This is a genomic window from Tritonibacter multivorans, from assembly GCF_001458415.1.
Taxonomy (GTDB): Bacteria; Pseudomonadota; Alphaproteobacteria; order Rhodobacterales; family Rhodobacteraceae; genus Epibacterium; species Epibacterium multivorans.
On the sequence record NZ_CYSD01000043.1, the window covers coordinates 133153 to 150422 of the forward strand.

Sequence of the window (17270 nt, forward strand, 5' to 3'; positions counted from 1 at the left end):
ATCTGTCTAACTGGGGATTGTAATGGGTACAATTTGGACCAGCACATTGGCCGAAAAACCGGGGCCAAAGTACCGCCGTGTGGCGGATACAATACGTTCGGCGGTGGAAAATGGTACATTGCAGATCGGCGCAAAACTGCCGCCGGTTCGGGAACTGGCCTACCAGCTCAAGATCACACCGGGCACCGTGGCGCGGGCCTATACCATTCTGACAGATGAAGGCGTGCTGATGGCCGAAGTCGGCCGCGGCACCTTTGTGGCAGAGCGCGAAACCGCCGTGCAGGACGACGTTTGGTCCCGTCAGTTGCATTTGCTAGAGGCCGCAAACCCCGACCATGTCAGCCTTTTTTCCCCCAGGCTGGTGGATGTGGGGCAGGTGGGGCTGATCCGGGAAATCCTGCGGAAGACTGCGGATATGGATCGGCTGTCATTGCTCAACTACCCGACCCGCGACGCCTATGCGCCGGTGCGCGAGGCCATCGTCGACTGGTTGGCGGACTTGCCACTGGGGCCGTTGACGCAGGAAGATATTGTTATGACACATGGCGGTCAGAACGGGATCATGACCGTCCTGCAGGCCATTCTGCGCGAGGCGCATCCGGTTATTCTGGTCGAAGACCTGTCCTACGCGGGCTTCCGCCGCGCCGCTGAGATGCTGCGGGCCAAGGTTCAGGGCGTGGGGATGGATACACATGGGATTGTACCCGCCGCGCTTGAGGAGGCGATCCGCAAGTCCGGCGCCACAGTTCTTTGTACCAGTCCGGAAGTGCACAATCCGACCGGCACCTATACGCCACTGGAACGCCGTCAGGAGATCCTCGAGGTCTGCCGCAAGTATAATGTGCAGATCGTCGAGGACGATTGTTACCGCATGGGCGTGGCCCGGGCCCCCAGCTATCGCGCATTGGCGCCGGATATTGGCTGGCATGTGACCTCGATCTCGAAATCTCTGACGCCGTCGCTGCGGGTGGGCTTTGCTGTGGCCCCCAAAGGCAAATCTGCAGATCTGCGCCGGGCGGCGGAATATGGCTATTTCGGCCTGGCGCAACCGCTGGCCGAGGTCACCCGCCTGTTGCTGTCGGACCCGCGTGCCCGTCAGATGGTGGTCGAGGTGCGCGAAGAAATGGCCAAATACGTGCGCGTCGCGGTGAATGCTCTGGGCGGTTACGAGCTGACCTGGGATGATCAGGTGCCGTTTCTGTGGCTGCGGCTGCCGTCGGGCTGGCGCGCCGCCGCCTTTACCCGCGCCGCCGAAGCCCAAGGGGTGCAGCTGCGGTCGGCCGATGAATTTGCCCTGCGCGATGGTCGTGCGCCCAATGCCGTGCGGATTGCCGTCAACGGTCACGTCACACTAGAGCGGTTCGAGACCGCAATGCTGCGTCTGCGCAGCCTTTTGGCCAATCCGCCAGAACAAATCAGCGTTTGATGTGGGGTAAAATAATACCTATTTTATAAACCGGTGAAAACAAACGATTATTTATGTTTTCCACGTGTTGACCTTACCCGCGTCCGGCTTTAGACACCCTCCATCGAATTCGGACAGGGCGCCTTTGGTGACTCGGTCCATCACCCAAACAGGATTGACCTGACATGAAAACCTTCTCTGCTACTCCGGCAGACATCGACAAGAAGTGGATCATCATCGACGCCGAGGGCGTGGTGCTGGGCCGTCTTGCTGCGATCGTTGCCACCCGCCTGCGCGGTAAGCACAAGCCTTCCTTCACTCCGAACATGGACATGGGCGACAACGTCATCGTGATCAACGCTGACAAGATCCAGATGACCGGCAAGAAGCGTGAAGAAAACTTCTACTGGCACACCGGTCACCCGGGCGGCATCAAATCCCGCACCAAACAGCAGATTCTGGACGGCGACCACCCTGAGCGCGTTGTCTACCAAGCTGTGAAACGCATGCTGCCGGGCAACCGCCTGGCGCGCAAGCAAATGACCAACCTGCGCATCTACGCCGGCACCGAGCACGGCCACGACGCACAGAGCCCCGAAGTTCTGGATGTGAAATCCATGAACAAGAAAAACACCCGGAGCTAATGACAGATGTCTGATCAGATCACTACTCTCGAAGAGCTGGGCGCTGTCGCAGGCGTTGAAGTTGCAGCCGAAGAACTGGCCCCCCGTGAGCCGGTTCGTGACGAACTGGGCCGCGCATACGCGACCGGTAAGCGTAAAGACGCTGTTGCCCGTGTTTGGATCAAGCCGGGTTCCGGCAAGATCGAAGTGAACGGCAAAGAGATGAACAAATACTTCGCTCGTCCCGTTCTGCAGCTGATCGTGCGTCAGCCGTTCGGCGTGGCCGGTGTGGAAGGCGAATTCGACGTCTACGCAACCGTCAAAGGCGGCGGCCTGTCCGGTCAAGCGGGCGCGGTCAAGCACGGCATCTCCAAAGCTCTGCAGCTCTATGAACCGTCCCTGCGTGGCGCTCTGAAAGCCGCTGGCTTCCTCACCCGCGACTCTCGTGTGGTTGAGCGTAAAAAATTCGGCCGCCGCAAAGCGCGTCGTTCCTTCCAGTTCTCCAAGCGTTAATTCGCTGTCGAGACCTGCACAGGTTTTCGAAAGGGTCCGCAGTTTGCGGGCCCTTTTTCTGTTGGGGGTTAAGTTTTTTTGCCCGTGACGGTGCAAGCAATTTGAAACGAATTCCTCTTATCCCTGTTGCGACAGCCTTTTGAGCGCATGCGCTAGGATGACAGACTTGGACAGAGGACAGCAAAATGGACGGCTCCACCCCGAACTTTGAATTCACCAACAACTGGTTCTCTCTGACGGCCCTGCAAAACTGGAAGAGCTTGATTCCGCAGGTGAAACCACAAAAGGTGCTCGAAATCGGGTCCTACGAAGGGGCCTCTGCCAGCTATTTGATCGGCACCAACCATTGGTGCGAAAAGATGGCGCTGTTCTGCGTCGACACCTGGGAAGGTGGGGTCGAGCATCAGGACGCCGCCGTAGACATGGTGTCGGTCGAGGCGCGGTTTGACCACAATATTGCGCAGGCACAAATGCTGGCGTCCAAGCCCAGCACCGTGACCAAGCTCAAGGGGACATCAGATATTCAACTGGCCAGATTGCTGGCGGACGGCCACGGTGGGACGTTTGATTTCGTCTATGTGGATGGGTCCCATCAGGCGCCGGATGTGATGCTGGACGCACTTCTGGCGTTCAAGCTGTGCAGGATCGGCGGGTGCATTGCCTTTGATGACTACCTCTGGGCCGAAGATCTGCCGCAGGGGCGCGACCCGCTGCGCTGTCCCAAAATGGCGATCGATGCTTTTACCAATATTTTCTTCCGCAAGGTGCGGCTTCTCAGTGCGCCGCTTGGGCAGGTCTATGTGACCAAGGTGGCGGATTAATCCTTCGGTGTCGGGCAGCCCGATACAGAGGCGGGGCGCCCAAATCGGCGGCCCTTTTTCCGTGGGCCGCTGGTCTGCTGGCCGCGTGCATTAACAGGGTGCATGAAATAAGGTATCATTAAGCTATCTGTTTGTGTTTCAAGGTAGCGTTTTCATGTCTCAAACCCTCTATGACAAATACGGCGGGTTCAAAACCGTCAGCCGCATCGTCATGACGTTTTATGATCTGGTGTTGGATTCCGACGAGGTCGGCGGCTTTTTTGAGGACGTGGATTTGCCACGTTTGGTCGACCACCAGACCAAATTCATATCGTCTTTGCTGGGGGGGCCGGTGTCCTTCAATGATGACCGGCTTTTGGCTGTGCATCGCACGCTGGACATAGGTCACGCCGATTTCGACTTTATTTCAAACCTCTTATGCGAGGCTCTTGAAGCGCATGGCATGAGCGAGGCCGATATAAAGACGACGCTGGCTGCTGTGGACAGCAAGCGTCATGTCATTGTGACCACCTCATGAGCATCACCGCAATCAATGAGCAATTGTTGCGGGCCATTGGCGTTGGCGTCGCCTTGGTGCGCCAGCGCGACCTGCAGTTTGTGTTCTTCAATCAATCCTTCGCGGAATGGTTCGGAACCCCGGACCCCGAAACCCGGCTCGACCAGGTGCTAGAGGGTCTGGATGTGGAAATGCTGAAAGAGCAGGGTGAGGGTGCCTTGCGGTTTTCCTCTGAGATCACAATCAAACGCAAGCGGCGCACCTTGATTTTTGCAGTGAACATCTCTGGCGCGGATGAAACCGGCGAACCCCTTCTGGTCGTGGAATGTCAGAACATCACCCGTATCCGCGAACTGGAAAGTATGATCGACAGCTATTCCACCATGGTGGAGCGCAATACGCGGGAGCTGGAGCGGGAAAAGGACCGGGTGGAACGTTTGCTGCTGAACCTGATGCCGCGCAGTGTCTACGAAGAGTTCAAGACGTTTGGCGTGGTCACGCCGCAGCTCTATCAGGATGTGTCGGTGGTGATGCTGGATTTTGTGAACTTTACCGATTTCGCCTCGCGCACGGATCCCACGGTTACCCTGTCAGAGCTGAATGACATCTTTACCGCCTTCGACCGCATCGTCGAACAATATGGCTGCGAGCGGATCAAAACGATTGGCGACGCTTATCTGGCGGTCTCTGGCATGCCGCGACCGACGCCGGATCATGCCTCATCCGTGGCCCATTGTGCGATCCGATTTCTGCGTTACCTCGAGCGGCGCAACCAAAGCCACCCGCACAAGTGGCAGGCCCGGATTGGTCTGGCCAGCGGCGCGGCTGTTGGTTCGGTGGTTGGCATCCAGAAATATGTTTACGATGTTTTTGGCCCGGCGGTGAACCTCGCTGCGCGGCTGCAGGTCTATGCACATCCGATGAAAATTGCAGCGCCGCTGACAATGGAGGACGCGTTGCTGGACGAGTTTGATGTCAAAAGGATCGGTTCAGCGGATCTGAAAGGCATTGGAGAGGTCGAGCTGATCAATGTGGTAGGCGAACATCCTTCCGCAAAAAGGGCAGGAAAATCAATTTTCTAATCCACGAAGCTGCGCTTAATCCGGGTCAATCAAGCCAAGGCCGCGCAGGTAAATCCCAATGCCACTTTCCAAAAGATCCTCTGGCGCATAAGGGGACTGGGCGCCGGGATCACCGCGCGAAAACAGCTCTACGACGCCATGGCTCATGGCCATGACATGGGCGGAAAACATTGACGCGGGCGGGCGGCGATCGGCGGGGATGTGCTGGCTCAGCTCTGCGGCGGCGCGTTCCAGAATGCCGCGGGCCCGCGCCGAAGCTTCGGCCAGTTCCGGCGTGCGGTTCACGGAAATTCCGCTTTCAAACATGGCGATGTAGTGGCCTGGATGTTTGCGCGCAAACGCCAAATAGGCCCGCCCCGTGGCCTCAAACGCAGCCAGAGCCGAGGGCTGATATTTCTCGTAGGCGTGTTGCATCAGATCGGCAAACATCACAAAGCCCTGACGCGCTGCCTCTGCGATCAGGTCCTCGCGCCCTTCAAAGTGACGATAGACCGCAGCCGGGGTCACGCCCGCCCGTTTTGCAGCCTCGGACAGGGTGAAACCGGTCGGGCCCTTGGTTTCAATCAGGCCAAGGGCGGCTTCGACCAGCGCCTGCCGCAAATTGCCGTGGTGGTAGCCGCGTTTAGCCATCCCAGATCTCGGGGCCTCCGCAAATCTTGTCGTCCTGCGTGCCAATGGCGTCTTCGTTTTTGTTCGCGTAATCAACATTGTGCAGCACATGGCGAATGGCGGCGAGGCGCGCACGTTTCTTGTCGTCAGACCGCACAACCGTCCAGGGGGCGTGCAGGCTCTGTCCCCGAAGCAGGGTTTCGCGGATCGCGTCGGAATAGGCATCCCAGCGTTTCAGCCCCTCAACATCGATCCACGACAGTTTCCACTGCTTCAGCGGATCCTGCTCACGGGCGAGGAAGCGGCGCAGCTGTTCGGCGCGCCCAACATTCAGCCAAAATTTGAAGACCATAATGCCTTCGTCGCTTAGCATGCGTTCAAAATCAACAACTTGCGAGAAGAAGTGTTCGCGTTGATTGTCAGTGCAAAAGCCAAAAACTTTCTCCACGACGCCGCGGTTGTACCAGCTGCGGTCAAAGAACACGATCTCACCGGCGGCGGGCAGATGTTTGATATAGCGCTGGAAATACCATTGCGTCGCCTCGGTATCCGAAGGTTTGGACAGCGCAACAACCCGTGCGCCGCGCGGGTTCAGGTTTTCGCGAAAGCGTTTGATGGTACCGCCTTTGCCAGCGGCATCACGGCCTTCAAAGACAATTGCAATCCGCGCGCCCGACGCTTTGGCCCAGGCCTGAAGCTTGACCAGTTCGATCTGCAGCGCCTCGATCTCGCGCTCATAATCCTTGCGGGACATGCGGTCGTCGTGCGGATAGCTGGGGGTCAGGATGTCGTCTTTATCGGCCTTCTCGATGGCTTTGCGCACGTCTTTTGGGGCCTCACCCTCGAAATAGGCGCTGATCGCCCCGTCAAATGGCAATGTCATGCCTGAGCCCTCCGGTTTTGCTGTTTTGTTACTTGGCATTATCCGATGTTAATCGGCTTAACGCAATTGCGCACGTTGGGCGGCGCGGTCGACAGCTGCGGCCACCTCCTGCGGGTGGGTCTGATGGGGCATGTGGCCCACAGCTTCCAGCCGGGTCAGATGCGCGCTGGTCGTGTCCTGGATCAGCTTTTCACCGTGAATTTTCACACTGACGGTGACATCAGCGGTGCCATGGATGATTTCAATCGGCAGGGTGAGATCCCGGTAGTGTGGTTGCAGATCTTGGATTTCTGACAGCAGATCAGCGCGTTGTCGGGCATTATTGCGCCAAGACGACCGCCGCAGGCTCATCCCCAGCCCAAAATGTTCTGCATAACCGTCGGGCACCGCTTGTGGCGCATAGACCGGCGCCAGCGCCGATCGGGCGTAGGCATCACTGACAAAGGCCGTCAGCAGCGGGACAATAAATTTTGCGCCCAGTTTGCCAGAGGTCAGCCGATAGAGCGGATCCAGCGGCGTGTCCCACGGGTGCGACGGGCCTGAAACCGAAATCACACCGGCAATATGGTCGGGGTGGTGAACGGCCCAGGCCAGCGCCACCGCGCCACCATAGCTTTGACCCAGAACCAGCGGGCGATCTGCGCCCATGGCGGCGGCGGCCTGTTGCAACACGTGGGCCTGCGCCGCAAGGCTGGCGGCCGGCAGCGGGTCGGAATAGCCCAGCCCCGGCCGGTCGAACATGAGGATGCGGTAGCGATCTTCCAGTGCGGGCGCCAGTGCAAAGCTCATGTCGCGCGTCGACCCGTTTGATCCGTGGATCAGCACCAGATCAGGCGCGGTGCCTTGCGGCTGTCCGCGCTCCACCACGTGGATACGGCCCATGGGCAGGTCAAGGAACTGCCCCTCGGGTGGGTAGGCGGCCATAACGCGGGCTTCGCGCTGGCTGGCCAGCACGCTTACCGTCAAAGCCGCACCAACACTCGCCGCAAACCCTGCTGCCAGCACCACCCGCATTGGGATTTACGCCCGCAAATCCGTGGTTTCCATGCCGATCTTCGACACGTCATAAGGCGTGGTCAGGTAAAGCTCGGACAGCCAGTTGCCATAAAGCAGATGCGCGTGGCTGCGCCAGCGGTTGGTCGGCGCCTGAGAGGGATCGTCGTGCGGATAATAGTTCACCGGCACGTTGATTTCGGTCCCGGCTTCCACGTCGCGGTCATATTCCTGCTTCAGCGTGTCGCTGTCGTATTCAAAGTGGTTGAAGATATAAAGCGCGCGGTGCGCGGGATCTTCGACCAGACAGGGGCCGACCTCTTCGCTGCCCAGCAACGTCGTCAGACCCTCTGCCGCGTCGATTTCAGACTGGTGCATTTCGGTCCAGCGGGACACGGGGATCACGCAGTCATCCGAGAAGCCCCGCAACAGGCGCGAGGTCGGCTGCAGGTTCTTGTGCCGGAAACAGCCAAAGGCCTTGGCGTCCAAAATGTGCTTTTTGATGCCGTGGAAATAATTGATCATCGCCATGCCACCCCAGCAGACGCCAAAGGTGGAGTGCACATTGGTCTGGGTCCACTCGAAAATCTCGCGCAGCTCGTCCCAATAGGTGACATCGCCGAACTCCAGATGTTCGATCGGTGCGCCGGTGATGATCAGACCATCGAACTTCTCGTCCTTCACCTCCTGAAAGGGGCGATAGAACTCTGCCATATGGGCGGCAGCGGTGTTCTTGGTCTTGTGCTCGGTCATGCGGATCAGCGTGAGCTCAATCTGCAGCGGCGTGGCACCGATCAGGCGGGCGAATTGGTTTTCGGTCTGGATCTTCTTGGGCATCAGGTTCAACAGACCGATGCGCATTGGGCGAATATCCTGACGTGCCGCCTGATCCGGCGACATCACCATCACGCCTTCGTTCGTCAGAACGTCATAGGCGGGGAGGTCGGCTGGAATTTTAATAGGCATAGGGGGTCCTTTAGCGGCACGAAGTTAAAGAACCCTGTAAATAGGCCTATGTGGCGCGGGCCTCAAGGGCCGATGCGATCAAGTCTTCGAAACCGGCTTCATCTTTCACTGCCGCGATCTGATCGGCGGTCACGGTGACGCCCCAATGGTCGGCAATTGCCTGATAGCGCGGCTGACGGTGCGCAAGCGCCTGCGCATAGGTCCAGCGCAGGAAAGCTGCCGGGTCAACCGCGTCTTCTTTCAAGTTGTTTTCGCTCAGATATTCGTTCCAGACACGGTCCAGAAATTCGGGCTGATAGGCCATCGGCTTTGGCGCACGGTCAAAGCGGCGGATCAGTTCGGCGGTGTGATCATCCGTGCCTTTGATCCAGACCAGCAGCGTCTGTTCCGACAGCGCGTTCAGGATGCGGTCATTGGGGTCGCTTGCATCGACCCATTCGCAGAGCGACCCGCCGGTGTCACAGATGAAATTGTTGTAGCCATAGATGTGGTCGGCGCGGTCAATGAAATAGCCGGTGTCCAAAAGGGCGTCGATCTCGGCCCGGCGGAACTGGTCCTGACGGCGGCGGTATTCCTCGATGCACATGCCGCCCTTGGCGCGGTCGCCGGGCATGCCCAGATAAGCCGCCACAGCGCCCAGATTTTCAAAGGTGATGTTCGAGGTGATGTGGATCGAGTCGTTCAGCAGGAGATTGCGCAGGAACGGCACCTGCATCGCCTCGGCCTTGGCGTTGTCGGCGATGTATTCGCCCATGTAGCGCGTGCCAATGCGGTAATCGATCGAATAGTGAAACCAGCTGCCCGCGCCGCGCAGGATATTGCTGACATAGGTCTTGCCGAGGCCAGACATGCCAAAGAAGAGAACGCGTTTGCGCGGGGCGTCACGCCAATCCTGCGGGGTCGGGTAGAGCATTTGGTGCACCTTGAGGTTCTTGGTCTTTTGCAGCCTTGCTAGGAAACCATGCGCCCGCCGTCAATCGCGAGGAGCGGCAAAGCCATGTCCGTTTTAACCATCTGCCCCCGGTTGGCGCAAATCGTTGGCCCGGGCAGGAAAAGAAAAAGGCCCCGCCAAAAAAAGGCGAGGCCTGTCAGGTCTTTTCGGGGACCGACTTAGAAGTAGTAGCCGACCTTGAAGCCAAGGCTGAGCACGTCATTGTCGCGCATATTTGCCGCCGCGGTGTCACCGGGGGCTGCAATTGCGTCGCCCACTTTGGTGTAGCGCAGGCCGCCCTGAACCTTGATCTTGTCGGTCTTATATTGAACGCCAAGGCGGATGGCTTTCATGCCATTTGTCGGGGCCAGCGGCGATACCAGATCGTCTTCGCCTTCATCTTCATAGATGACTGCCAGCGAACCGGACCAGTTTTCATTGAAGCGACGACCAACACCCAGCGTGTAAGTGTAAGTGTCATCCAGGCCGATGAGATCGCGGCCGAAGGCTGGCGGGATCAGATTGGTTTTGGAATGTTGCGCCCAGCGGACACCGCCAAAGACCAGGGTGTCCTTTGCGATGCCGGACTGGAAGTCCAGATTCACAGACTGTGGCGTTTTAGTTTTTGTGCTGGTTGGAAACTCGTTCGTGCCGCCGGGAAGGAACGGGGCCAGAATGGCCGGAAAGGTTTCGTTTAGGGCAAAGTCGTGCTCGATTTCAGAGCTATAGGTCAAGGCCACCCGCAGGGCGATTTCAGGCTTTTCATAGGCCGCACCAGCCACCCAACCCAGCGCGCCGTCTTTGTTGACTTTGACATTATAGCCGGAGGCAGGCTGCATTGTATTGTAGGCGTCACCGGACAGGGTCACTTCGCCATCCACTTCTTGGTATCGAATACCACCGTGAACGCTGACGTTGTTGTCAAACTTGTAGCGCAGCAGGGCGGTAATCGAGTTGGAGTCCGCGCGTGCCATGGTGCCCTGCAGAAGCGGGTCGTCGCCGGGTGTCGGAGTGATGCCGGTGCCGCCGGGATATTCGACATCCACGCCAAAGGGCTGGTCAAAAATCAGCGACACAGACATTTTGTCGTTCAGGTCGGTTTTATAGCCACCCGAAATGGACGAAAAATTATTTGCAACATTGCCGGTTTCGTTGCCCAGAAGATCGGTGCCAGACACATCCGGGTTGCTGATGGCAAAACCAAATTCGGCATAGGTGCCTTCTTCAAAGATGATGCCAATTGGCTGGCCACTGCGATCCAGACCGCCGGCGAGCGCAGTGGTGGACATCAGTGCAAGTGCTGCGGAAGCAGCTGTGACGTTTTTCATAATTTCCTCCCTCGTGGCCGGGGCGCGAAAGATTGTTGCGCGTAGCCTTGGCACACGACAGTATTCAGACTTGCGAATGGAGCAATGTTGACCAAACGTTAGCTGTGTGACGTTTGTCTCAGGAGGCGCGAACTTGTTGCCGAGAAGATACAATATTAATGTAGTTTCCAGCCAAGATCATTGAACCGCCCAAGATCAACCCCATATTGATCGGCTCCCCGTACAGAACCAGACCAAGAAGTGCAACCAGTGGCAGGCGTGCAAAATCGATTGGAATGATCGTGGCCGCCGGGGCAAGGCTGAGGGCCGTGGTCAGGCAGTAATGCGCGCTCAGACCTGCAAGGCCGACCATCAAAAGGGGCAGGGCATAGGCCCATTTCAGCGGCTCCATCTCGCCATCCCAGCCCGCCATCACCAGACCAAAGACCAGCTGCATGGTGGTCAGCCAGAGCAGGATAGAGGCGGTTTCCTCGTGTTTTGTCAGGCGTTTGGTGGCAATATTTGTGATCGCAAAGAAGATCGCGCAGGCCGCGGCTGCCAGGGTGCCCAGATTGAGCGTCGCCGTGTCAGGTCTGGCAACCAGCACAACCCCGACAAAAGCCAAAGCCACCGCAACCATCCGCGCAGGGGTCAGGCGTTCGCCCAGAAACAGCGGCGCCAGCAGGATCAGCCAGATCGGCGAGGTGAATTCAAGCGTGATAACCTGTGCCAAGGGCGCCAGCGAAATGCCCAGAAACCAAAGGTTTTGTCCGGTGAAATGTGCGCCATTGCGCAGCAGGTGCAGGCCCAGCCGGTCCGTTTTCACCTTCCGCCAGCTCTTGGTCAGGCTCAGTACCACGCAGACGACAAGTACCCCCACCATGCTGCGATAGGACATCAGCTCGAATGTGTCATAACCCGCCATGGCTTCGCGCCCGGCAATGGCCATGGTGGTAAAGGACAGGATTGCGCCGATCATCCACAAGGCGCCACGTGTCAGATCCGTCATCAGAGCCCCGTCACCCGATAGTGCCGTTCAATCCCGGCGCTGATCCGGCCCCAGTCCGACGCTTTTATCCGCGCCTGATGGGCTTCAAAAGCAGCCGCGTCCGTGAAGGTTTCACTGACATGGAACCGGCCCGGCACATCCGTGTCTTCGGTGACGTCAAACCGCAGGCAGCCGGGTTCTGCGCGGCTGTGTTGGATGTGGTCGGGCAGGGCGTGTTTTATCGCAGATCTCCGGGGTTCGGGCACGTCGATGTAGCCTTCAAGTGTGACGGTCATCTGTCTGATCTCTAGTGTAAAATCTGAATTTTGGTGCTGTCGGGAATACCCAGAAGGCCAGCCATGGAATAGACCTGTGCCCGCAGCGCATTGGCCCAGAGCTTGACCGCTTCCATTGCAATTGTCCAATGACCGGGCATCAAAGTTTGTGATGGGTCATATGCCGGAAACAGCTGAATGTCGCGCGCACCGGCCCAAAGAAAGGACAGGCCTGATCGGGGCAGGTGAAAACTGTCAGTGACAAGGATCACGCCCCGCACGGATTCAAGCTTTGGCAGTGTGAACAGGGCGTTCTGGAGTGTGGATTCGGATTGGTTTTCGATCACAATGGCCGAGGCCGGAACCCCTTCGGCCAGAGCCAGTGCAGCCATCTGCTGGCCGGTGGGCGGTGCCGCGTGGGTCGAGTTCCCGCCCGTGAATGCAATCTTGGGCGCAAGTCCCTGATGATACAAGGAAATGCAGCTTCGCGCCCGTTGTTCGGTAAAGCGACCAAGGCTGCCGTCGTCCTGTAATCCTGCGGCTAGGCAGACAATCGTATTTGTCGCGCGCAGATCGGACCGCGCGGGGTAGAGATCCAGAAAGGTCCAGCCATAAACCGCCCCAACGGACAAAAGGCCGAGGAAAACCCCGGCCTTTGTCAGTCGCGCTGTGACGCGTCTTATTCCCACTCGATCGTGCCCGGAGGCTTCGAGGTGATGTCATAGGTGCAGCGGTTGATGCCCTTGACTTCGTTGATGATCCGCGTCGCCGTTTCGCCCAGGAATTCATGGGTGAACGGGTAGTAATCCGCGGTCATGCCATCGACCGAGGTCACAGCCCGCAGGGCGCAGGCGTAGTCATAGGTGCGGCCATCGCCCATCACACCTACGGTGCGCACGGGCAGGATCGCAACAAAGGCCTGCCAGATCTCATCGTACAGACCGTGTTTGCGGATCTGGTCGATGTAAATGGCGTCGGCTTCGCGCAGGATGTCGAGCTTTTCGCGGGTGATCTCGCCGGGGCAGCGGATCGCCAGACCCGGTCCGGGGAAGGGGTGGCGGCCAATAAAGCTCGCGGGCAGGCCCAACTCGCGACCCAGGGCGCGGACCTCGTCCTTGAACAGTTCGCGCAGCGGCTCGACCAGCTTCAGACCCATCTTTTCAGGCAGGCCGCCCACATTGTGGTGGGATTTGATGGTGACCGATGGGCCGCCAGAGAAGGACACAGATTCAATCACATCCGGGTAAAGCGTGCCCTGCGCCAGGAACTCCGCGCCCTCAATGGTGTCGGCGTGTTTCTGGAACACGTCAATGAACAGCTTGCCGATGATCTTGCGCTTGGTTTCCGGGTCAGACTGGCCATCCAGTTCTCCCAGGAACAGCTCTTGTTCGTCGGCGTGGATCAGCTGCATGTTGTAGTTGTCGCGGAACATGGTGACGACCTCTTCGGCCTCACCCTTGCGCAGCAGACCGTGGTCGACAAACACACAGGTCAGCTGGTCGCCGATCGCCTCGTGGATCAGAACCGCCGCAACCGAGCTGTCAACTCCGCCCGAAAGACCGCAGATGACTTTCTTGTCGCCAACCTGCTCGCGGATCTTTTCGATCATTTGCTCGCGGTAGGCGCCCATGGTCCAATCGCCTCCGAACCCTGCCAGTTTGACAAAGTTCTCGTACAGCTTCGCACCGCGCGGGGTGTGGTGCACCTCGGGGTGGAACTGAACCGCATAGAAGTTGCGCGACGTGTCCGCGGTGATGGCATAAGGCGCATTGGGAGAGGTGCCATAGACCTCAAAACCCGGTGCGATTTCAGAGACATGGTCGCCGTGGCTCATCCAGACCTGCTCGTCCCCTTCGGTGAACCAGCCATCCAGAATGGACAGATCGCCCTTGGGCGTCACAAAGGCGCGGCCAAATTCGGCAGTGCCGTGGCCCGATTCCACCTTGCCGCCCAGCTGGTGCATCATCACCTGCTGGCCATAGCAGATGCCAAGGATCGGCACGCCAAGGTCAAAGATCTCTTGCGGCGCGCGGGGGGAGCCCTCGCGTGTCACACTGTCTGGGCCACCAGAGAAGATCACCGCTTTGGGCGCAAAGTCACGCACAAATTCGATGGTCACATTCTGGTAGGGGTGAATTTCACAATAGACGTTCAGCTCGCGCAAGCGACGCGCAATCAGCTGCGTCACCTGGCTGCCAAAGTCTATAATCAGAAGGCGGTCATGGGCTGTCTCGGTCATGTCAGGGCCATAGGGGAGCGTGGGTCATTTTGCAATGGGTTTGGTGACCTTGGGAGAGGTCTGGGGGCGAAAAAGATCGCGAACACCGGCAGAGCCGCCTTTGGACCATAATCTGTCGCGGATCGACAGGAGCTTTGGCGCCGCCGGGGTGCATAACACAGACTTCTAATGTAACAGATTTATGACGGTGTGTTTTGCGGTCTCGCCGTGGCTTCGGGGTGCCGTGGCTTCGGGGTATTGAAACGTATCTTTGGCGCTGCACGCCGGAACCGGCGGCTTTAGCGCCGTGAAGAGGGAAGACCATAAATGTTGGACAGCCTTGTGGAACTGGAAGTCTTGGACCTTTTGACCGGACCTGCATTCAATATGCTCATGGCGGTTCTGTGCGGTGCGTTTATTGGGTCCGAGCGGCAGGTGCGCCAGCGGCTTGCGGGCATCCGCACCAATGCACTGGTGGCATTGGGGGCCGCTTGCTTTGTGATTTTCTCGGCCATGTATGACGATCTGAGCCCGACACGTGTTGGTGCGCAGGTTGTATCTGGCATCGGGTTTCTGGGCGCGGGCATTATTTTTCGCGACGGGTTCACAGTGCACGGGCTTAATACGGCGGCCACGCTTTGGTGTGCCGCGGCGGTTGGGGTGATCTGCGGGGCAGGCGGTCATGCGGTTGCCGCGATTGCGACCGGCGTGGTCATCTTTGTCAATCTGGGTCTGCGCCCACTGGTCAAATGGGTCAAGCGCAAGACGCGGGCAGGGCTGCCGATGGTGCAGGAATATCGAATTCTGATGACCTGTCGGCCTTCAGATGAACAGGCGGTGCGTAATAGTATTCTGGCTGCGTTGTCGGCCTCTCCGGCGCATGCGCAGGGCTTTGATGTGGAAACTTCAAAAGAAGACGAAATGCGTCTGGATCTGACTTTGGCCATCAACGACAGATCCGAAGAATCGATCAACTCGGTGATTTCGCCGCTGCTGATTGACCCTGCGGTGCTGAGCCTGTCTTGGGAAGCAGGGGCGGAAGGCTAACCAAAGCCGTCCAGTGAACGCTCGCAGGGGGTCTCTGGCGTGACGCTTTTTCGGGCGCTTTGTGAAGAGCCGGCGAGTTTGTACCTGTTTATGTCGCATTTATGTTTCAAAGGCCGCAAATATCACTCGGGTCCGCGCGTGATTTCACTAACGTCCAATCAAACAAATTGAGTTGTGAGGACTATCCATGACTGAAGCGGCCCCGCGTCGCCGCAGCCGGGGGGGCGGAGGAGCCGCCCGTCGCGCTGAGCGTACAAGCACCAAAATCGAAACCGCCAAGTTCATTGAGCGCAATATCCCCAATTTCGAGGTCCTGACCACGGAAGCACTGGAGATCATTGAGGCCAATGCCGAAGCGATCCTTGAAGAAGTTGGTGTAAACTTCGTCGACAACCCCGCAGCCCTTGACCGCTGGCGCGAGGCCGGCGCGGATGTGCAGGGCGAACGCGTGCGCATTCCGCGTGGTCTGGCGCGCAAGTTGTGCGAAACGGCGCCCTCGAGCTTTACCCAGCATGCGCGCAACCCCGAGAAATCGGTGGAAATCGGCGGCAAAAACCTGGTTCTGGCCCCGATCTATGGCCCGCCCTTCGTGCGCGACGCGCAAGGCGGTCGCCGCTATGCAACGCTCGAGGATTTCCAGAAGTTTGTGAAGCTGGGCTATATGTCCAAATGGCTGCACCATTCGGGTGGCACCGTATGTGAACCGACCGATGTGCCGGTGAACAAGCGTCACTATGATATGCTGCTGGCGCATATGGAGCTGTCCGACAAACCCTTCATGGGGTCGGTCACGGAACCCAGCCGCGCGCAGGATTCGGTTGAGATGTGCGAAATCCTGTTCGGCAAAGAGTTCGTTCAGGACAACACCGTGATGACCTCGCTCATCAACATCAACTCGCCGATGACCTTCGATGACGTGATGATGGGTGCGCTGGAAGTTTACGCCAAAAACAATCAGGCCTGCATTATTTCTCCGTTCATCGTAGGCGGTGCGATGGCGCCGGTTTCGGTTGCGGGCACGCTGACACAGGTTCTGGCCGAAGTGATGGCCGGTATCGCCTATAGCCAGCTGATCCGTCCGGGTGCGCCGGTGATCTTTGGCGCCTTTGTGTCTTCGATTGATATGAACTCTGGCGCGCCGACCTTTGGCACGCCCGAGGCGTCGATGGTCACCTATGGGGCAGGCCAGCTGGCGCGCCGTCTGGGTGTGCCGTTCCGCTCTGCGGGGTCGTTCTGTGGGTCCAAACTGCCCGATGCGCAAGCGGCCTACGAGACCGCAAACTCGCTCAATATGGGTCTGATGGCAGGCGTGAACTTCATGCTGCACTCCTGCGGCTGGCTCGAAGGGGGGCTGGTTGCGGACTTTGAAAAGTTTGTGATGGACGCCGATCAGCTCGGTGTGCTGCACGGCCTGGCCAAGGGCATCTCGGTCGACGAGAACGCGCAAGCCATGGATGCAATCCGCGAAGTGGGCCCGGGCGGTCACTATCTGGGCTGCGCGCACACGCAGGCGAACTTCAAATCGGCGTTCTGGAAATCCGACCTCTTGGATTACAAGCCGTTTGAAACCTGGGAAGAAGAAGGCGCGCGCGACACCCGTCAGTTGGCGTCGAGCCGGGTTGAAACCCTGCTGGCGGCCTATCAGCAGCCCGCTCTGGACCCGGCAATCCGCGAAGCGCTCTATGCTTACGTGGCAAACAAGAAAGAGTCCGTGCCAGACAGCTTCCTCTGATAGTTATCTGACAACACGACGTTTTTATCGGGCGCTCCGGCTTTGGAGCGCCCGTTTTTATGTGCGGATGTGCGCGCCGTTGCCTGACTGGCCAGAAACAGTTGCCCTTCAGCCGCAATCGCGATTAGCGTTTCAAGGTGGCGCACAAGTGAATAGCCTGGGTGTTGATTTTGGCGCGCCTGTTCCTGCTGGCGTTCGCGGTCCAGCAATTTCACCAGCACCGCGCCAGCACTCAGATCAACGGCCTGCTGAAGGGTGCCCAGAATCCGGGGCAGATCCCGCTTGCGCGTATAGTGACCAATACCTGCGCGCGCCGCCTGCGACAAAAGCCGGGGGCGGGACAGCGATTTGAGTTGGGTTCCCAGATCTTCCATCGCAAAC

19 protein-coding genes are annotated in these 17270 nt (G+C 58.5%); 8 read left to right on the forward strand and 11 right to left on the reverse strand.

Going from position 1 to position 17270, the window contains the following annotated elements; all coding sequences use genetic code 11:
- The first annotated feature begins 22 nt into the window (after positions 1 to 22).
- From TRM7557_RS18735 to TRM7557_RS18760, 6 genes are all read left to right on the forward strand, one after another.
- On the forward strand, positions 23 to 1426 hold the full coding sequence (locus TRM7557_RS18735) for an aminotransferase-like domain-containing protein (RefSeq protein ID WP_058291754.1): 1404 nt from the start codon (positions 23 to 25) through the stop codon (positions 1424 to 1426).
- A 164-nt stretch (positions 1427 to 1590) separates the two neighbouring features.
- The gene (gene rplM / locus TRM7557_RS18740) at positions 1591 to 2049 is read left to right on the forward strand and encodes a 50S ribosomal protein L13 (protein ID WP_058291755.1); all 459 of its coding nucleotides are present in this window, start codon (positions 1591 to 1593) and stop codon (positions 2047 to 2049) included.
- A 6-nt stretch (positions 2050 to 2055) separates the two neighbouring features.
- Positions 2056 to 2541, forward strand: coding sequence for a 30S ribosomal protein S9 (gene rpsI / locus TRM7557_RS18745; protein WP_058291756.1), 486 nt, complete (start codon positions 2056 to 2058; stop codon positions 2539 to 2541).
- Between the two features lie 185 nt (positions 2542 to 2726).
- The gene (locus TRM7557_RS18750; protein WP_058291757.1) at positions 2727 to 3362 is read left to right on the forward strand and encodes a class I SAM-dependent methyltransferase; all 636 of its coding nucleotides are present in this window, start codon (positions 2727 to 2729) and stop codon (positions 3360 to 3362) included.
- Between the two features lie 154 nt (positions 3363 to 3516).
- Positions 3517 to 3879 carry a group I truncated hemoglobin gene (locus tag TRM7557_RS18755; protein ID WP_058291758.1) on the forward strand — a complete coding sequence of 121 codons (363 nt, stop codon included), beginning with the start codon at positions 3517 to 3519 and terminating at the stop codon, positions 3877 to 3879.
- Positions 3876 to 4940, forward strand: a complete 1065-nt coding sequence (locus TRM7557_RS18760) for an adenylate/guanylate cyclase domain-containing protein (RefSeq protein ID WP_058291759.1) — start codon at positions 3876 to 3878, stop codon at positions 4938 to 4940. The genes TRM7557_RS18755 and TRM7557_RS18760 overlap by 4 nt, the downstream gene beginning before the upstream one ends.
- A 15-nt stretch (positions 4941 to 4955) precedes the next feature.
- Here TRM7557_RS18760 and TRM7557_RS18765 read toward each other — a convergent pair whose 3' ends face one another.
- The 10 genes from TRM7557_RS18765 to guaA form a co-directional block, all read right to left on the reverse strand.
- Positions 4956 to 5570, reverse strand: coding sequence for a TetR/AcrR family transcriptional regulator (locus TRM7557_RS18765; RefSeq protein WP_058291760.1), 615 nt, complete (start codon positions 5568 to 5570; stop codon positions 4956 to 4958).
- On the reverse strand, positions 5563 to 6432 hold the full coding sequence (gene ppk2 / locus TRM7557_RS18770) for a polyphosphate kinase 2 (protein WP_058291761.1): 870 nt from the start codon (positions 6430 to 6432) through the stop codon (positions 5563 to 5565). Before ppk2 ends, TRM7557_RS18765 begins: the two co-directional genes overlap by 8 nt.
- A 57-nt stretch (positions 6433 to 6489) precedes the next feature.
- Complete coding sequence (locus TRM7557_RS18775; protein ID WP_058291762.1) at positions 6490 to 7446, reverse strand: alpha/beta fold hydrolase; 957 nt, start codon at positions 7444 to 7446, stop codon at positions 6490 to 6492.
- A gap of 6 nt (positions 7447 to 7452) precedes the next feature.
- Complete coding sequence (gene metA, locus TRM7557_RS18780) at positions 7453 to 8391, reverse strand: homoserine O-acetyltransferase MetA (RefSeq protein WP_058291763.1); 939 nt, start codon at positions 8389 to 8391, stop codon at positions 7453 to 7455.
- A 46-nt stretch (positions 8392 to 8437) separates the two neighbouring features.
- On the reverse strand, positions 8438 to 9304 hold the full coding sequence (locus tag TRM7557_RS18785) for a hypothetical protein (protein WP_058291764.1): 867 nt from the start codon (positions 9302 to 9304) through the stop codon (positions 8438 to 8440).
- A gap of 197 nt (positions 9305 to 9501) precedes the next feature.
- Complete coding sequence (locus tag TRM7557_RS18790) at positions 9502 to 10650, reverse strand: OmpP1/FadL family transporter (RefSeq protein ID WP_058291765.1); 1149 nt, start codon at positions 10648 to 10650, stop codon at positions 9502 to 9504.
- A gap of 118 nt (positions 10651 to 10768) precedes the next feature.
- Entirely contained in the window at positions 10769 to 11638 is an 870-nt protein-coding gene (locus tag TRM7557_RS18795; protein ID WP_058291766.1) for a DMT family transporter, read from the reverse strand.
- Positions 11638 to 11913 (reverse strand): putative quinol monooxygenase, encoded by a 276-nt coding sequence (locus tag TRM7557_RS18800; protein ID WP_058291767.1) that lies wholly within the window; start codon positions 11911 to 11913, stop codon positions 11638 to 11640. Before TRM7557_RS18800 ends, TRM7557_RS18795 begins: the two co-directional genes overlap by 1 nt.
- 11 nt (positions 11914 to 11924) lie before the next feature.
- On the reverse strand, positions 11925 to 12581 hold the full coding sequence (locus TRM7557_RS18805) for a YdcF family protein (protein WP_082626663.1): 657 nt from the start codon (positions 12579 to 12581) through the stop codon (positions 11925 to 11927).
- The gene (gene guaA / locus TRM7557_RS18810; protein ID WP_058291769.1) at positions 12572 to 14131 is read right to left on the reverse strand and encodes a glutamine-hydrolyzing GMP synthase; all 1560 of its coding nucleotides are present in this window, start codon (positions 14129 to 14131) and stop codon (positions 12572 to 12574) included. The genes TRM7557_RS18805 and guaA overlap by 10 nt, the downstream gene beginning before the upstream one ends.
- A gap of 306 nt (positions 14132 to 14437) precedes the next feature.
- Here guaA and TRM7557_RS18815 point away from each other — a divergent pair, with 306 nt between their 5' ends.
- Both TRM7557_RS18815 and TRM7557_RS18820 read left to right on the forward strand, forming a co-directional pair.
- Complete coding sequence (locus TRM7557_RS18815; protein WP_058291770.1) at positions 14438 to 15157, forward strand: MgtC/SapB family protein; 720 nt, start codon at positions 14438 to 14440, stop codon at positions 15155 to 15157.
- A gap of 187 nt (positions 15158 to 15344) precedes the next feature.
- The gene (locus TRM7557_RS18820; RefSeq protein ID WP_058291771.1) at positions 15345 to 16889 is read left to right on the forward strand and encodes a trimethylamine methyltransferase family protein; all 1545 of its coding nucleotides are present in this window, start codon (positions 15345 to 15347) and stop codon (positions 16887 to 16889) included.
- Here the strand turns inward: TRM7557_RS18820 and TRM7557_RS20210 are convergent.
- Positions 16844 to 17263 (reverse strand): DUF6477 family protein, encoded by a 420-nt coding sequence (locus TRM7557_RS20210; protein ID WP_207382677.1) that lies wholly within the window; start codon positions 17261 to 17263, stop codon positions 16844 to 16846. The genes TRM7557_RS18820 and TRM7557_RS20210 overlap by 46 nt on opposite strands.
- Positions 17264 to 17270 lie beyond the last annotated feature (7 nt).

Bases quoted from the DNA above. Each gene is read 5' to 3' on its own strand.
- TRM7557_RS18815 (WP_058291770.1), top strand. From the start codon at position 14,438: ATGTTGGACAGCCTTGTGGAACTGGAAGTCTTGGACCTTTTGACCGGA.
- rpsI (WP_058291756.1), top strand. From the start codon at position 2,056: ATGTCTGATCAGATCACTACTCTCGAAGAGCTGGGCGCTGTCGCAGGC.
- TRM7557_RS18785 (WP_058291764.1), bottom strand. From the start codon at position 9,304: ATGCTCTACCCGACCCCGCAGGATTGGCGTGACGCCCCGCGCAAACGC.
- ppk2 (WP_058291761.1), bottom strand. From the start codon at position 6,432: ATGACATTGCCATTTGACGGGGCGATCAGCGCCTATTTCGAGGGTGAG.
- rplM (WP_058291755.1), top strand. From the start codon at position 1,591: ATGAAAACCTTCTCTGCTACTCCGGCAGACATCGACAAGAAGTGGATC.
- TRM7557_RS18755 (WP_058291758.1), top strand. From the start codon at position 3,517: ATGTCTCAAACCCTCTATGACAAATACGGCGGGTTCAAAACCGTCAGC.
- TRM7557_RS18735 (WP_058291754.1), top strand. From the start codon at position 23: ATGGGTACAATTTGGACCAGCACATTGGCCGAAAAACCGGGGCCAAAG.
- TRM7557_RS18750 (WP_058291757.1), top strand. From the start codon at position 2,727: ATGGACGGCTCCACCCCGAACTTTGAATTCACCAACAACTGGTTCTCT.
- TRM7557_RS18760 (WP_058291759.1), top strand. From the start codon at position 3,876: ATGAGCATCACCGCAATCAATGAGCAATTGTTGCGGGCCATTGGCGTT.
- TRM7557_RS18765 (WP_058291760.1), bottom strand. From the start codon at position 5,570: ATGGCTAAACGCGGCTACCACCACGGCAATTTGCGGCAGGCGCTGGTC.
- metA (WP_058291763.1), bottom strand. From the start codon at position 8,391: ATGCCTATTAAAATTCCAGCCGACCTCCCCGCCTATGACGTTCTGACG.
- TRM7557_RS18790 (WP_058291765.1), bottom strand. From the start codon at position 10,650: ATGAAAAACGTCACAGCTGCTTCCGCAGCACTTGCACTGATGTCCACC.
- TRM7557_RS18775 (WP_058291762.1), bottom strand. From the start codon at position 7,446: ATGCGGGTGGTGCTGGCAGCAGGGTTTGCGGCGAGTGTTGGTGCGGCT.
- guaA (WP_058291769.1), bottom strand. From the start codon at position 14,131: ATGACCGAGACAGCCCATGACCGCCTTCTGATTATAGACTTTGGCAGC.
- TRM7557_RS18795 (WP_058291766.1), bottom strand. From the start codon at position 11,638: ATGACGGATCTGACACGTGGCGCCTTGTGGATGATCGGCGCAATCCTG.
- TRM7557_RS18820 (WP_058291771.1), top strand. From the start codon at position 15,345: ATGACTGAAGCGGCCCCGCGTCGCCGCAGCCGGGGGGGCGGAGGAGCC.
- TRM7557_RS20210 (WP_207382677.1), bottom strand. From the start codon at position 17,263: ATGGAAGATCTGGGAACCCAACTCAAATCGCTGTCCCGCCCCCGGCTT.
- TRM7557_RS18800 (WP_058291767.1), bottom strand. From the start codon at position 11,913: ATGACCGTCACACTTGAAGGCTACATCGACGTGCCCGAACCCCGGAGA.